We start from the raw sequence: 15,129 nt of genomic DNA, 5'->3' as shown, positions 1-15,129 counted from the left end.
TGTTACACCTGATCGGTCGCCGGAGGCGACAAAATAGAAGTCACTCGCCGGGAGGCGAGCGACTGGGCCACACACTAATTTATTTCACCACCTTGATACCGGAAGCAACCAGCTTGATCTCCTTTTTGGGAGCGGTGATAGCTTCGATCTCGGCTTTTGATTTCTTTGCATCCTCGGCATAATGGCGCAGCTCGGCCACAGAAGTGGTCACCGTAAAGGCATTCCCTTCCAGCACCACTGTTTTACCAATGAGGTCCAGCGGAACAAAGAACGCGTACCCTTTCATTTTCACAAATGCTTCGGTGCTGTCGTTCACCTGGAGTTTCATCCAGCAACCTTTTTTGGAGCAAACGTCCAGGACGGTGGCGCTGATAGTGGTGTGAACTGTGTCTTTCTGAGCCAGGAGTTCGGGCAATACCGCAATCGGTGCGGGATCAGATGCCTTGGGCTCGGCGCCATAAACAGTACCAACCGGGGCCGGGCCTTTAGGCGGTTGTGCCTTTGCCAGGGATAAGGAGCACAGAAAGGCTGTGCTGATCAGTAGATTTTTCATGTTTTCGCAGATCTTTTATGAAGGTCAAAATTAACCATTTCCGGCCTTATTTCTAGCTGCTGAAGGTCAGGATATTAACCCAAACGGCGTATCTTTATGTTCATTCCCTCAATTTGACTGACATATTGTTTTATTAATCAATCAGATTTCCCTACCTTTGCAAACTCTTTAAAAGAGTAGCTCATGAATCGTCGGAATTTTGATATCGCATTTGTCGGTTTAAAACCGGGCATCCATGAGTTTGAATATGAGATCAACGACAAGTTCTTTGAGGATTACCAGGAACAGGATTTCCGGGACTGCATAGCAAAAGTGAAACTGACTTTGGATAAGAAAGTAGGTTTCATGCTGCTGAAGTTCGAAGTGGGTGGTAAGTTGAATGTGACTTGCGACCGCTGTGGAAACGACCTGCCACTGGAGCTCTGGGACGAATTCAACATCGTGGTGAAGATCGTGGAAGATCCTGAACTGATGAACGACCAGGAAGAGGATCCTGATGTGTACTATATCTCCAAGGGAGAGAGTCACCTGAGGATCGCAGACTGGATCTATGAATTCGTTAACCTGAGTATTCCGATGCAACGGATGTGCACCCCCGAAGAAATGGGAGGCCCCGGCTGCAACAAAGACGTCCTTGATATGCTCAAAAAACTGGATGCCAACAACAATCCGTCCGCAAATCCGTTGTGGAAAGGACTGGAACAGTTCAAAGACCTGGAAGATAATAATTGATCATTTTTTTTATAGTTGTATAAATTCTGAGTTATGCCCAATCCGAAACGGAGACATTCTCAACAAAGAGGTGCAAAGAGAAGAACTCACTACAAAGCTGAGAAAGTTACTTTAAGCAAAGACAGCACTACAGGCGAAATTCACGTACGCCACCGTGCTCATGTAAGCGAAGGCAAACTGTATTATAAAGGAAAAGTGGTAGCTGAAAATTCTCCCATTAAGTAATTCCCTTTTATAATACTAAATGTCTGATCGCCGGCTATGATTATCGGTTTAGATATGATGGGTGGAGACTTTGCACCACGCGAAGCGGTGAAAGGGATTCACCTGTATTTTTCTGAGACAGATTCACCGGCAACGCTGTTATTGACCGGGGATGAAGCGCAAATCAATCCTTTGCTGCAGGAGTTCAATATTCCTGCAGACAAAGTGAAAGTTGTGCATACTACTCAGGTCATCGACATGCATGAGCATCCCACCAAAGCGCTCAAAGAAAAACAGCATTCCTCTATTGCAGTAGGATTTCATCTGCTTGCCACCGGCAAGTCTGAAGCCTTTATAAGCGCCGGCAACACTGGCGCTATGCTCGTTGGCGCCATGTACAGCATCAAGGCCATCGAAGGTGTTCAGAGACCTACCATTTCCACACTCATTCCGAAAAATAACGGCAAAATGGGCCTGATCCTGGATGTAGGCATCAATGCCGATTGCAAACCGGAACACCTGAACCAGTTTGCCATCCTGGGCTCGCTTTATGCAGAGCATGTGCTGGGCATCCACCAACCACGTGTTGGGCTGGTGAATATCGGTGAAGAGGAAGGAAAGGGGAATATCCTGGCACAAGGCACCTATCCCCTGCTCAAGGAAAATGCCGCCATCAATTTCATCGGCAATGTGGAAGGAAGGGATTTCTTCACAGACAAGGCCGATGTAATGGTTTGCGAAGGCTTTACAGGTAACGTTATCCTCAAAATGGCGGAAAGCTTTTATGAGATGACGCAATCAAAAGGCATTCAACATGAGCACCTCGACCGTTTCAATTTCGAGAATTACGGCGGCACTCCTGTTCTTGGGGTAGCCAAGCCCGTTATTATCGGTCATGGTATCTCACATGCCAAAGCATTCAGCAATATGATCAGGCTGGCGGAAAAGATGATCGCCTCCGATCTCCTGAGCACGATGAAATCCAGCTTTGAAGGAAAGGCACAAGCACAGTAAGCATTCTGCATGAAAGCCATTGTCGGATATTTACAACAATATGTCCGCTCGCTGCACCTGCTATCCTTCCTGGGTATCACATTCCTGACCGCTGTTCTCATCATCCTCAATTACACTATTGGCATTGAAAGCCGGTGCATGAGCATTCCTCATTATGGTTTGCGCTTCCTGGCATTCTTCGGTGTATTCAGTGTTGTTTTCGGCGCCGCCTGGTTCATCCAGTGGCTCGCGCACAGAAAAACAATGCGGATCCAACCTTTCTTCTGGATATTGATGCTGGCCGCTCCTGCCCTCTTTGCAGGGAAAGTGAGCTTCGACTGGATCACCCGTCTCTTTACAAACTCATTCTCCGCTCCCTGGGACCAATATGGTTACCTGGTTTTGAACTGGCCGCTGAAATGCGGGCTGATACTGGGTTTCATTACGTTGCTCTGGAAATGGGGACGATATGAAGGACCAGTAGCCGGCATGAGCATCAAAGAATTCGACGCCAAACCTTATTTCATTTTACTGGCGCTGATGGTGCCGCTGATCGCTTTCGCATCAACGCAGGCCGACTTCCTCCGCACTTATCCCAAAGTGCATCGTATCGATTTCATCGATCCATATGTAAGTCAGAGCTGGGGATATAAATTCCTGTACGAACTCTCTTACGGTGTTGACTTTCTCACTATCGAAACATTCTTCAGGGGCTTTCTCATTTTGGCTTTCGCCCGTTATGCCGGCAAGGCCGCGATATTGCCGATGGCTGCTTTCTACTGTGCCATACATTTCGGTAAGCCATTACTGGAATGCATCACTTCTTATATGGGCGGAATGATCCTTGGAGTAGTGGTGTATCACACGCGCAGTATCTGGGGAGGACTGATCGTTCACCTTGGCATCGCCTGGCTGATGGAGATTGGCGGCGCTGCCGGTCATGCATACCTGAAATAAAAATTCAACTACAAACCTGTAAGCCGGATCCTGTATGCGACGAGCGCATGGTTATCATTTATCTGGACCGGCCATTACTGACCGGCTCTAGCTGCCTACCCACCCAATCTTCACTTGCGTGAACGAAGCGAGCAACTTCATGGACTGGTATACATGGCATTTCAGCATGCAAGGTTTACCCCCGCTGCAGGTTGCCCTGCAACGCCGTGGGCTCTTACCCCACGTTTTCACCTTGACCTTGCACAGGGAACCTGTGCAGGGCAGTTATTTTCTGTGGCACTGTCTGTTCCGCAGGAGCTGCATGTACAGCTAACTGCAGACCCGGCGCTTAACCGGTGCATTGCTCTGTGCTGTCCGGACTTTCCTCTCTGCCTTACGGCATAGCGATAACCCGGTTTGTAGTTGAAGTGCAAAGATATGATATTAGTGGCGGGAGTTAGCTCAATAGATAATGATGCCTCCCGTGATCGGTAACTTCATCATGCGCAGAACCTTTCCATTCTTAATTTCCCTTATGGTAACTTCAATTAAGGTTTCGTCAAATTTTGAAAGATAGCCGATCAGGAATTCGTAGTAGATCAGGTTCTGCTTTTCATTTCCTTCCTTTTGCCAGAAAGGCATCGATATTCCTTGCGGCGGATCGGTGTAGATCCATTTATAGGCGCGCAGCGGACTTGCGTAAAAATTTTTGTTGGTGGGAAGATTAACTGTATCAGCTGGCTTCAGCTCCATGCCTTTCATGCGAACCACATTCTTTTTGAAGTTGATCACGATAGAATCGAAAATGTCCATACCGGGATGCAGGCTTTTAAAACGAATGAGACTGTCTGTAAACTTTACCTTCAACGATCCCTTTGCAGTGCTCTTATACTCCCGGCCTTCTGCGCCCATCAGGATTTTCGCATAGGTTTTATATTCCTCTTTTGTGAGCCCCAGGCGTGGATCATATTTCATACCCAGTGCAATCAGCATGGCGCTGCTGTCCTGCCCGAACATATTATGTTTTAGCATCGAGTCTTGCACCCTGTTTCTCCAGTTGATCAGCGCAGCTGTTTCACCAATCCTTTCTTTCAGGTGGAATTCGAGGGTATCATATTGCAACAGAAAACTGAGGTCCTTATGAAGATTCCTGGTAATGCCTTTCCAGTTGGAGAATTTGACTAAGGGCGCTCTCTGCGCTGCTACTGAAACACAGCAAAACAGACAGATAAGGAATGCAATGAATTTCATTGATAAGGTTATAGGGAGTTGATAATATCTCCTCAATACTTGAAATACACTTCCGTGGCGCCATAACCGTAAGCAGGGTGATAACGGTTGATGAAACTGCTCACTTCCCTCTTCACACGCAGGATATCATGGATCTCATCCTTCAACTTCCCTGTTCCTACACCATGGATCACAATCAGGCTGGGCCTTCGATGCGCAATGGACAACTCCATGTATTTCTCAAAGGTCTGTAACTGCAATGTGAGCTTTTCAAAATTGTCCATCTTCTCCGGCTCCGGCGTCAGCTCCTCGATATGCAGATCGATCTCATGCTTTGCCGGCTCAAGATGCTGACGAGCTTCTTTGGCATCGTAGACCTTATAACCTTTAGTGAGCAACGGGCTTACATCGAGAGAATTGTATTCCTTGTGCGGATACTCTTCGAAGAGCTTGTAGGAGAAAGTTGCTTCTCCATCTTTCTTGAGTTGTTCAATACGCTGAAAAACCTGCTTGGCTTTGAGTTTCAGCGACGACTCATAATAATCGGCCTTGTTCTTTTCGGGGTTCATCAGGGAGAACTCGAAAGCAAAAGTGGGATTATCGTTGAGGTTCTCGAAAGGGATATCGTGCAAATAAAAATCCTCAAACGGATGCACCTGGTTTACCAACTCAAAATTGGTATCGCCGGCATAGTTGAGTTTATAGATGAACTTGAATCCTGTATGTGTTCTGTTGATGAGCCGTACTTTCAGATCGTCCACCACATCATCGCCAAATTCGTCGGCATGGAAAACGGGAATGAAGGTGAGCCAAACGCCATCGGCCACTTTGGTGGTCACTTTCTTTTTTTCCTGCGCCACATTATCGATGTATACTTTTTGCGGTTTCTTCTCAGGAAAGAGTTTCTTCTGACTGAATTGTTTGAAATACGGGAAATCGAGCTGATCGGTATATGCAGGGAACTTAACGCCGCGCACATCCACCATCACCATTTTGGGATTGATAATATCCACTACTTCCCCTTCCTCGTTGGAATGGAGCACAACCACTTTATCGCCTATTTGAAATTTCATCTTGTAGCTTGAATCTGTTATTTGTGGCAAAGATACTGAAGTTCTTTTTCCATATTGTTCCGTGCCAGGGCATCGAAGCGGGAATGGAATTCAGGACGATGGAAGATGACCGGAGCGGCCAGGGTCTGCTCCAGGAACTTCTTCCTGCCTGGCTTGTAGAGCAGATCGGGATAGATCCGGTATTCTTTTCGCACTGCGATGGTATAGGCTTCGTACTGTTCCCAGGGTGCTCCCAGGATCGCCATATCGAAATCGAGAAAGAAAGCAAGATCCTCTGCATGGTCCAGTCCTGCCGGGATCTGGTGATGTTGAGTGGCTTCGATATAAAGCTTTACCAGGCCTGCTTCGTAGGGATGCAGTCCCAGGGCAGTCATGCGTTTGGCGGCAATCACCCCGCTTCTCGCTTCATTATCTTTCCTTAATACATTGTACACGATATCGTGGTAAACGATAGCGAAATCCACCAGCAGCGGAGCTTTGAGCAAGGGCCTGCATTCTTCAGAGAGCGCAAGCATCCACAGGATATGACCGGCATTGTGGTAATATCTCTTTTTTCCATTATATGCTTTTTCCACTTCTGCAATGCAGGTGGCAGCCATAGCAGGCGCTTTGGCATAGCCGTTTGTCAATCGATCCCACACAGGTTGGAACTAGGAAGACATATCTAATATTTTGCAAGGTTGCTGTTCCTGTACCCGTACAGAAAATAGATGATCAGGCCTACAGACATCCAAACGAAGAACCAGATCCAGCTGATGGCCGGGATCTCGATCAGCAGGTAGGAGCAGAACAGCACGCCGAGTACAGGGATGAGGGAATATTTTTTAATGAATGTGAGAATGCCCATCACTACTGCCACCAGTACAAATGCCAGGAAAAGGATTTCCTGCAAACTGTCTGAACCGAGGTTTTCCGCCGCATGCACGATCCTTGTGCGGAAAAGGAAAATGAAAACAGCTACCAGCACAGGCACAATGAATTGGCCATTCACATAAGGGAGCCTGAAACCGCCTTTTGGACGTGTATCGAAGCCTTCGTCAATCTTCGGCAACAGGAGCACGCCTCCGGATACCAGCACGAATGCGAATAGTGTACCGATACTCGTTAGGTCAGTCATCCTGCTGCTCTGCATAAAGAGTGAAGGAATAGCCACCAGGATACCGGTTACGATGGTAGAGAAATAAGGTGTATGATATTTTTTATGCACTTTACCGAATGCTTTAGGTAAGAGACCGTCGCGGCTCATGCTCATCCAGATACGCGGCTGTCCCAGCTGGAATACGAGCAATACGGATGTGGTAGCAACCACGGCGCTGATGCTTACGATCTTGCTGATCCATTCTGCTCCTACTTTCTCGAACACGAATGCCAGCGGGTCGTTCACGCGCAACTGATCGAAGGGCACCATTCCGGTGAGCACCAGGGCTATCAAAATGTACAATACAGTACAAATAACAAGAGAATAGATCATACCGCGGGGCAGATCGCGTTGAGGGTTCTTCGCTTCTTCTGCTGTAGTGGAGATGGCATCGAAACCGATATAGGCGTAGAACACGGCAGACACTCCTTTCAGTACGCCTTCAAAACCATTCGGCATGAAGGGGCTCCAGTGGCCGGGCTTCACATAGAAAGCACCGAGAATGATCACGAAGAGCACTACTGCTATCTTGAAGATCACCATCAAATTGGCGCTGCGCTTACTCTCCCTGATCCCTACATAGGTAAGGCAGGTGATCAATCCCACGATCACGAAGGCAGGAATATTCACAAAAAACTTACCGCCGAACAGGATCGGGGCAGTGTTGTAAGCATCCAGTACATACTGCTGGCCTCTGTCCAATGTAACACCAGTGGCCTGCAGGGCTGATACTTCCCTGAATGCTTTTTCAGCCGTTGCGGGATCCACCGTCAGCCAGCCAGGCAGGTGAATGCCAATATCCATCAGGAGGTTATTGAAATAACTGCTCCAGGATATGGCCACTACTATATTACCAATGGCATATTCAAGGATCAGGGCCCAGCCGATGATCCAGGCGATCAGCTCACCAAAGGTCACATATGCATAAGTGTAAGCGCTACCGGAGATGGGCACACGCGATGCAAATTCCGCATAGCAGAGGGCAGAGAAACCACAGGTAACGGCGGTGATCACGAAAAGCAGGGAGATACCAGGACCGCCATCTGCGGCGGCTGTACCGATGGTGGAGAACACCCCGGCCCCTACTACGGCTGCTATTCCAAGAAAAGTAAGGTCCTTTACGCTAAGGATTTTTTTGAGGCCATGCTGGCCGTTTTCTTCAGTTGAGCTTTGGGCGTCCTTAAGGATCTTATCGATCGATTTCTTACGGAATAGCGAACCCGCCATATGGTGGTTGTTTTGATTAAGCGGTTAAATTATGGAAAAATTCAGTACCAGTAAAGTGGGAGGCTTAATATTCCCTTTGCACCAGGAACTGCGCCAGCTTTTGCAGGGGTTCCTTACGTACAGCTACCACCGCTATTTCATCGAGGTGGCGATATGCTTCATTGAGATAATGTTCCTTCAGGTTAAAGGCCCACTGGTCTACCTTGAGGTCGTGGAAAATCCCCAGCACCTGCTGCACTTTATCAGCAGCATTGCCTGCCAGCAAGGCTTTCAGCGAGGCCAGCCTTTCTTTGTCGGCTGATTCCAGGGCCTTGATCAGGAGAAAGGTCTTTTTATTGGCAACGATATCGCCGCCCACCTGTTTGCCGAATTTGGCGGGATCGCCGTAGCAGTCGAGATAATCATCCTGCACCTGGAAAGCGATACCGAGATTGCGGCCGAACTCATAGAGATGATGCAGGTTGCGTTCTCCGGCGCCTCCGAGTAAACCTCCCATCCTGAGGCTTGCAGCTACCAGCACGGAAGTTTTCAGTTCGATCATATGGATATATTCATCCATTCCTACCTGTTCCCTTTTTTCGAAATCCATGTCGAGCTGCTGGCCTTCGCATACTTCGCGGGCGGTTCTGCTGAACAGGTTGGTGATCTTGCGGATGTATTCAGGTTTGATCTTGAGAAGATAATCGTAAGCTACTACCAGCATCACATCTCCTGCGAGGAGAGCGGTGGAGGAGCCATATTTTTCGTGCACGGTCGGCTGGTTGCGGCGAAGCGGCGCATTGTCCATGATATCATCGTGGATGAGCGTAAAATTGTGGAAGAGCTCGATGGCAGTGGCTACCTGGAAGGCATCGGGTACGATCTCAGCAAACAATTCATTTCCCATCAAACACAATACAGGCCTGATACGCTTTCCACCGATCCCGAGAAAATATTCACCGGCATCGTATAAGGTGGCAGGCTGTTCGGGGAAATGCCTGTTATTGAAATGGGTGGCAAACTGCTGGGCTAAATCTTCAAAACGCTGCATAAAATTCTTTTTGTGAGACCGGGGTAAAACTACGGTATATGAAAAAACCGGCCAACAGTATTATTGTTGGCCGGTTGTATGGTTTTATTTTTTAGTCGGCTTTTTCTTCGGTTTTGCGCCGCCTGCTTTCGCGGGCTTGCTATCCTTTATCTTTTTTCCTCCTTTTCCTGAATTCCTGAATTTGCCGAATGGATCATTTTCAGCAGGAGTTTCGGATTTACGTCTTCTTCCCTCTCCTTCCGGCCTGGGTGCAGGTTCGGCATTGTTACCGGATCCGAATACCCATTCGTAATCGAGCTGACGTTTGGTGAGATTGGCGGCCACTACCTTGATGCGCACTTTATCGCCCATTCTGAATTTGCGGCCGCTGCGCATTCCCGCAATGCTGTAATCGCCTTCGATCAGTCTGAAATCATCATAGTCCAGCAGTGAAGCAATGCTTACCAACCCTTCGCATTTATGATCGATGGTTTCCACCCAGAATCCGAATGCAGATACACCGCTGATCACGCCATCGAATTCATCGCCCAGGTATTGCTGCATGAACTCAACCTGTTTGTATTTATTGGAAGCGCGTTCTGCTTCCATGGCGGCGCGTTCGCGTTCACTGCAGTGCTTGCATTTCACTTCCATCTTCTTGTCCACTTCCGGTTTTCCATTCAGGATATCCTGGAGGATCCGGTGCACCATCACATCGGGATAGCGACGGATGGGTGAAGTGAAGTGACAATAATTCTCGAATCCCAGTCCATAGTGACCAATATTCTCAGCAGTATAAGCGGCCTTTGCCATAGTGCGGATACCGAGTTGTTCCAGCACATGCTGTTCAGGTTTTCCCTGTACATCTTTCAGCATCTGGTTGAAGCTGGCTGCGATAGCGTCAGGAGATGATGTATCGAAATGATGTCCGTATTTCTTTGCGAATGCTGCAAACGGCAGGAGTTTCAGCTCGTCGGGCTGATCGTGCACACGGTAAGGGAATGGCAGTGGGTCCTTGTTCACTTTTTCCTTGCTGGCGCGTTCGGCCACCAGCCTGTTGGCGAGCAGCATGAACTCTTCGATCAGCTGGTGTGCTTCCTTACTTTCTTTCACTACGATACCAATGGGCTTTCCTGTTTCATCCAGTTTGAATCTTACTTCAACGGAGGAGAAATTGATAGCTCCGTGTTTGAAACGCTGCTTGCGCATGCGTTGTGCAAAATTGTTGAGGATAAGGATCTCGGCCTGGTAATCGCCTTCTCCTTTTTCCAGTGTTTCCTGCACTTCCTCGTAGGTGAAGCGGCGATTGGAATGGATCACTGTTCTGCCGATCCAGTGTTGCTTGATCTCGCCCCTGGGCGTCATCTGCACGATCACGGAGAAAGTGAGCTTGTCTTCATTCGGACGAAGCGAGCAGAGCTCATTGGAAATCCGCTCCGGAAGCATAGGCGCTACACGGTCCGGGAGGTAAACGGATGTGGCGCGTGTGTACGCTTCTTTATCCAGTTCGGTTCCGGGCTCCACGTAATAGCTTACGTCTGCGATATGGATACCCACTTCGTACATGCCATTTTTCAGTACGCGGAAAGAGAGGGCATCATCAAAATCCTTCGCATCAACGGGGTCGATGGTGAAGGTGAGGATATCGCGACAATCTTTTCGCTTATTGATCTCCGCGAGAGAGATGGTATCGGGGATGCGTTCTGTTTCTTCGATCACATCATCGTGAAAGAAGAGGCCGAAGCCGTTCTCCATGAGGATCTCTTTCATGGCGAGATCACCTTCGTTCACAGCATCGAGTACCTGTACTACTTCACCGAGTGGTTTCTTATTGGGCTGCCATTCGAGGATACGCACGATGGCGCGGTCTTTGTCTTTGGCGTCTTTGAGGTTCTCGACGGGGATGAAAATATCAGGCATGGGTTTGTCTGTATCTGCCACAAAGAAGGCGAAGTTCTTACCCATTTCGATCTTGCCCATGAACTCGCTTTGTTTGCGATGGAGCACCTGGACCACTTTACCCTGCTGGCGGCTCCCTGGCGTCCACCAGTGAGCTGCACTTTCACGGTATCGCCGTGAAGGGCGGTATTGAAATCATTGGGGCGGACGAGCACATCGTTTGGCTGACCTTCCACAATTACATACCCGATTCCAGACCGGGTAATATCGAGGGTACCCTTCAACACTGCCTGGGAGGAAGCGGAGGATTTTCTTTTCTTGTTGTCTTTTCTTGAGTGTTTCTTACTCATTCTTTCTGTGTTAAACTTTAAAGGATCATAAAGGCAGGCTGTAATGCCTGTAATGCAAAAGGTTTGCCTTTATGCCGGCAGTTTGAATCCTGTGATGAATTTAGTCATTAATTCAGTGAAAACCGGTTCTTCACTGAACAGGAACTGCACTTCAATGGGGAGTACATACAGGGGCAGGTCTTGTAATTGTTGCTCAAACTTGATCAAACGTACAGCATCTTTTTCAGTGGTGATGATAAGCTTTTGTGAAGCCTGGATCTGGCTGAACTTTTTCCTGATCTCATTCAGGTCGTCGATGCTGAAGATATGGTGGTCGCTGTACAGCAATTCGTAATACGTATCCGCAACTTCGTGCAGGTATTTCTTTAGTGGTTCAGGGTTGGCGATCCCTGAAACGAGCAATACTTCCAGCTCCGGGGCCAGTTGTATTGATTCTTTGGTGATGATATGATACGGTTGTCCGTACCTGATGGAAGAGAAGAACAGCCGCTGGTGCGCGAGTGGTTTTATCTCCATTTCCAGTTGTTGCCTTTCTTCAGAACTGAGTCCGGGCGGGCATTTGGTAACGATGAGCACATCTGCTCTTTTGTAGCTGGCCTTTTCATCGCGGAGGTCACCGGTGGGCAGGTACCAGTCGCGGGTGAAAAGATTGTTGTAATCAGTGAGAACGATGTTCATTCCGGCTTTCACGGCGCGGTGCTGGAAGGCATCGTCCAGGATGATCACCTGTGTTTCCGGTTTATCGTGCAGGAGTTGCGGGATGGCCACGATCCTTTCCTCTCCTACTGCGATGCTTACATCCGGGAACTTGATATGGAACTGCATGGGCTCGTCCCCGATCTCCAGTGCATTGGTGCCGGGTTTGGCGAGGGCATAGCCTTTTGTTTTCCTTTTGTATCCCCTGCTGAGCACAGCCATTTTGTAACTGTTGTGCAGTTTTTTGAGCAGGAATTCCACCATGGGGGATTTGCCGGTCCCGCCTGCGGAGAGATTCCCAACACAGATCAGGGGGATATTGAAAGGAGTCGATTTCAGCACCTGTTTGTCGTACAACCGGTTCCTCAGCCAAACGATGGCGCCATAGAGTATGGAGAAGGGCACCAGTAATATGCGTATCGGCCTTAAGAGCGGAGCGTTAAAATTCATAGATGCGAAACGGTGTGATACAAAAGTTTAAAGGTACATCAAATTCATTGATGTCCTCGATGGCATCTACCGGCCCGAAGAAGGAGAAGCCGATCTTGAGGGCATCCGGTCTGCAACGCGCCAGGTAGCGGTCGTAATATCCTTTGCCATACCCCACGCGGTAACCGCGTGCTTCGAAGGCAACGAGCGGAACAAACACCATATCGATCTGTTCAGGCGGGATCACCACGCCGCTGATGGGTTCGAGTATATTGAATTTGTTCTTGAGGAAGAGCCCTCCTTTTTCAACGAGGCAGGCTTCCATATCGGAGCTGTCCACTTCCAGGCGTGGCCATGCCACCTGCATGGTGGGATATTGTTTCTTGAGAATATCTTCACAAACGGAGATATCGAATTCCCTTCTGTTGGCAAGTGGGAAATAGGACAATAAGAATTTCACGGCAGGCAATTCCAGTTTTTTGAAATTGAAAGCCATGAGTGCGATCTGTTGCTGCAGTTCTTCTTCCTGTAAATCCAGTCTGCGTTGCAAATACTCTTTTCTTACGGTACTTTTTATCATAGTAATGCTTTCAGGGCCTCTCGAACAATGGCGGCCTGTGAATTGATAAACGCCCCGTCAGTCGTTTCTGAATATGGAACTGTTGCTATCTTTGGAATATTGCTCCAGCGAACAATCTCTTCTTCATAATCCAGGAACTGGTCGTTGAAGATCCATCCGATCACGGGCAGGTCCAGGTCCCTGCATACCTTTGCTGTGAGAAGGGAGTGATTGATACTCCCGAGATAATTTCTGCTTACCAGTATCACTTTTGCATTCAGCGCTTTTATCAGGTCTGCTACAAATGCCTTTTCATTCAACGGCACCATGAGGCCGCCTGCGCCCTCGATGATCAAATTACGATTTATTACTGGAATAGACGCACAAATTTTTTCTATTGAGATATTGATACCCTCCTTTCGGGCAGCAATATGCGGAGATGCAGGCAACCAGAATTTATAGGTTTCAGGATGGATGACTGAACTGGTCCCTTTGACGGCCTGCTGGATGAATTCACTGTCTGTACCGTCGTCAAAGCCCGCCTGTACAGGTTTCCAGTAGTCGGCTTCCAACGCGCGCGTAAGGATGGCCGATACCAGGGTCTTTCCTACTCCGGTACCGATGCCAGTTACAAAAATGTTCATCGTAACAGATTTAAGTAGTCTGTTTATTTACAAAAATGCTGAAGATGGTAGTACCATAATTCCGCGAAGTAACAAAAAGCGGGTATCCCTCATAGTTATTACGTGGGGTATGTTCCAGTACAAACCAGCCATTGGGTTTGAGGAGTTGTTTTTCCACCACTTTTTTCGGAAGCTCATCGATGGTGTTCAGGGCATAGGGAGGGCCGGCGAAGATAAAATCGAACTGCTCCGCGCAGTTCTCCATGAATTTGAACACTTCCATTTTGATCACCTTGAAGTTTTCCAGCTTCAGGTCCGTGGAAGTTTTGCGGATGAATTCGAACATCGCGGTATCTTTCTCCACGATGGTAAGATCCGTGGCGCCGCGGGAAGCCAGCTCATAACTGATACTGCCGGTTCCGCCAAAGAGGTCGAGGGTTTTCATCCCTTCGATCTCCAGGTTGTTCTGGATGATATTGAAGAGGCCTTCTTTGGCCACATCGGTAGTAGGTCTTGTGTAAGGCATTTTTGCAGGCGGGTTGATCCTCCTGCCACCATGCTCTCCACTTATTATACGCATAAAGCCATTTTCAGCAACGGTGAAAAATAGTGGGAAGGGAAGTTCTCAAACCCTTCTTCTGTGGAAGTTTCTCCTGGCAGCCTTTCCCATTCCAGCTGATTGAAGTATTTCAGGAGCTCCTGGTAGAGGATGCTTTGTTCATCCATCAGTCCGGATACTTTCAGGTTCACGGATTCCTGATCGATCCCGAATTGCAGCGCGAGTGCCAGCAGCTGGAAGCTCACATCTTCGGGGGTCTGGTAATGATAGCTCTGCGCCAGTTGCAGTTGCTGGCCTTTGAAAGCCACCACGGCAAACTTATCGGCCGCAATCACCACTTTGATGGTATCGCCTTCCAGGCTTTCCCTATTTACGCCGGAAAGCAGCAGGGTATTGTAATGCCAGTAATTACCGGCAGAAAATTTCTGCTGCAGCAGGCTGTGCACTTCGCGGGGAATACGGTAGATATTGTAAAGGTCCCAGCCCTGTACCTTATCGTTCAGCAAAAGCCCCTTTTGGGCATTGCCGTATACGATCTCCGTAATGGGCTTGTTGAGATCGATAGCGAAGAATTTTTCGGGGATCAGGTTACTGTCTGTGTAATGATAAACCAGGTAAGCTTCCGCGAATTGACGCTGGAGGTGCTCATCACCGGAAAGAATTTCAGACAGGGCTTCGAGCGGCGTTTTGCCGGGGATAAAGTCGAGGTTGTATTGACGGAACCCGAGAAAGCGCTGGCTTTCGCGGTTGTATAACACATAGCAGAAAATCTGATCACTTACTTCCATCAGCAGCATGTTGTTCTGCAGATTTCCATCGGCAATACTATCGGGAATGATATCAAAAGTTGCTTTCAACATAATAATAGAACTTGCAATGTTACATAATTTTGGGAGAAGGGGCAAGGTGAGTTTTGGGA

The 15,129-nt window shown here is 48.3% G+C and carries 16 protein-coding genes, 1 other RNA gene and 1 pseudogene; 4 read left to right on the top strand and 14 right to left on the bottom strand.

Annotation, left to right across the window (positions count from 1 at the left end; translation table 11 throughout):
- Nucleotides 1-79: 79 nt before the first annotated feature.
- Nucleotides 80-553 carry a DUF4920 domain-containing protein gene (locus tag FSB84_RS19525; RefSeq protein ID WP_130539567.1) on the bottom strand — a complete coding sequence of 158 codons (474 nt, stop codon included), beginning with the start codon at nt 551-553 and terminating at the stop codon, nt 80-82.
- 183 nt (nt 554-736) lie between these two features.
- On the opposite strand from FSB84_RS19525, the gene FSB84_RS19520 reads away from it, so the two are divergent.
- From FSB84_RS19520 to FSB84_RS19505, 4 genes are read left to right on the top strand one after another with little or no spacing between them, the layout of a single operon-like run.
- Nucleotides 737-1,285: a YceD family protein gene (locus FSB84_RS19520; RefSeq protein ID WP_130539566.1), complete on the top strand. Its 549-nt coding sequence runs from the start codon at nt 737-739 to the stop codon at nt 1,283-1,285.
- 33 nt (nt 1,286-1,318) lie between these two features.
- The gene (gene rpmF, locus FSB84_RS19515; RefSeq protein WP_127124431.1) at nt 1,319-1,510 is read left to right on the top strand and encodes a 50S ribosomal protein L32; all 192 of its coding nucleotides are present in this window, start codon (nt 1,319-1,321) and stop codon (nt 1,508-1,510) included.
- 36 nt (nt 1,511-1,546) lie between these two features.
- A complete protein-coding gene (gene plsX, locus FSB84_RS19510; RefSeq protein WP_130539565.1) occupies nt 1,547-2,503 on the top strand; it encodes a phosphate acyltransferase PlsX in 957 nt (318 codons plus the stop codon).
- A 9-nt stretch (nt 2,504-2,512) separates the two neighbouring features.
- On the top strand, nt 2,513-3,439 hold the full coding sequence (locus tag FSB84_RS19505; RefSeq protein ID WP_130539564.1) for a CPBP family intramembrane glutamic endopeptidase: 927 nt from the start codon (nt 2,513-2,515) through the stop codon (nt 3,437-3,439).
- Nucleotides 3,440-3,442: 3 nt separating this feature from the next.
- On the opposite strand, the gene rnpB is transcribed toward FSB84_RS19505, so the two are convergent.
- The 13 genes and pseudogenes from rnpB to FSB84_RS19445 form a co-directional block, all read right to left on the bottom strand.
- An RNA gene (rnpB, locus tag FSB84_RS19500) (RNase P RNA component class A) lies at nt 3,443-3,842 on the bottom strand.
- 38 nt (nt 3,843-3,880) lie between these two features.
- Nucleotides 3,881-4,669 carry a hypothetical protein gene (locus FSB84_RS19495; protein WP_130539563.1) on the bottom strand — a complete coding sequence of 263 codons (789 nt, stop codon included), beginning with the start codon at nt 4,667-4,669 and terminating at the stop codon, nt 3,881-3,883.
- Nucleotides 4,670-4,701: 32 nt separating this feature from the next.
- The gene (locus FSB84_RS19490) at nt 4,702-5,721 is read right to left on the bottom strand and encodes a Smr/MutS family protein (RefSeq protein ID WP_130539562.1); all 1,020 of its coding nucleotides are present in this window, start codon (nt 5,719-5,721) and stop codon (nt 4,702-4,704) included.
- Between the two features lie 17 nt (nt 5,722-5,738).
- Nucleotides 5,739-6,350: an HD domain-containing protein gene (locus tag FSB84_RS19485; protein WP_130539561.1), complete on the bottom strand. Its 612-nt coding sequence runs from the start codon at nt 6,348-6,350 to the stop codon at nt 5,739-5,741.
- 35 nt (nt 6,351-6,385) lie between these two features.
- Nucleotides 6,386-8,086, bottom strand: coding sequence for an amino acid permease (locus tag FSB84_RS19480; RefSeq protein WP_130539560.1), 1,701 nt, complete (start codon nt 8,084-8,086; stop codon nt 6,386-6,388).
- A 64-nt stretch (nt 8,087-8,150) separates the two neighbouring features.
- Nucleotides 8,151-9,116, bottom strand: coding sequence for a polyprenyl synthetase family protein (locus FSB84_RS19475; RefSeq protein ID WP_130539559.1), 966 nt, complete (start codon nt 9,114-9,116; stop codon nt 8,151-8,153).
- An 84-nt stretch (nt 9,117-9,200) separates the two neighbouring features.
- Nucleotides 9,201-11,075 (bottom strand): ribonuclease R, encoded by a 1,875-nt coding sequence (gene rnr / locus FSB84_RS19470; protein WP_225979831.1) that lies wholly within the window; start codon nt 11,073-11,075, stop codon nt 9,201-9,203.
- A 95-nt stretch (nt 11,076-11,170) separates the two neighbouring features.
- A pseudogene (locus tag FSB84_RS31155) lies at nt 11,171-11,344 on the bottom strand (hypothetical protein); the annotation flags it as partial.
- Between the two features lie 69 nt (nt 11,345-11,413).
- Nucleotides 11,414-12,490, bottom strand: coding sequence for a tetraacyldisaccharide 4'-kinase (gene lpxK / locus FSB84_RS19465; RefSeq protein WP_130539557.1), 1,077 nt, complete (start codon nt 12,488-12,490; stop codon nt 11,414-11,416).
- Nucleotides 12,480-13,049 carry a 5-formyltetrahydrofolate cyclo-ligase gene (locus FSB84_RS19460; RefSeq protein ID WP_130539556.1) on the bottom strand — a complete coding sequence of 190 codons (570 nt, stop codon included), beginning with the start codon at nt 13,047-13,049 and terminating at the stop codon, nt 12,480-12,482. The genes lpxK and FSB84_RS19460 overlap by 11 nt, the downstream gene beginning before the upstream one ends.
- Nucleotides 13,046-13,672: a dethiobiotin synthase gene (gene bioD / locus FSB84_RS19455; RefSeq protein WP_130539555.1), complete on the bottom strand. Its 627-nt coding sequence runs from the start codon at nt 13,670-13,672 to the stop codon at nt 13,046-13,048. Before bioD ends, FSB84_RS19460 begins: the two co-directional genes overlap by 4 nt.
- 10 nt (nt 13,673-13,682) lie before the next feature.
- Nucleotides 13,683-14,231, bottom strand: a complete 549-nt coding sequence (locus FSB84_RS19450; protein ID WP_127124445.1) for an RsmD family RNA methyltransferase — start codon at nt 14,229-14,231, stop codon at nt 13,683-13,685.
- Nucleotides 14,222-15,070 (bottom strand): DUF3822 family protein, encoded by an 849-nt coding sequence (locus tag FSB84_RS19445; RefSeq protein WP_130539554.1) that lies wholly within the window; start codon nt 15,068-15,070, stop codon nt 14,222-14,224. Before FSB84_RS19445 ends, FSB84_RS19450 begins: the two co-directional genes overlap by 10 nt.
- Between the last annotated feature and the right edge of the window lie 59 nt (nt 15,071-15,129).

This window comes from Pseudobacter ginsenosidimutans, from assembly GCF_007970185.1.
Classification (GTDB): Bacteria; Bacteroidota; Bacteroidia; order Chitinophagales; family Chitinophagaceae; genus Pseudobacter; species Pseudobacter ginsenosidimutans.
Note: the sequence above shows the minus strand (reverse complement) of the source record. Positions and strands in the feature narration are given on the sequence as shown.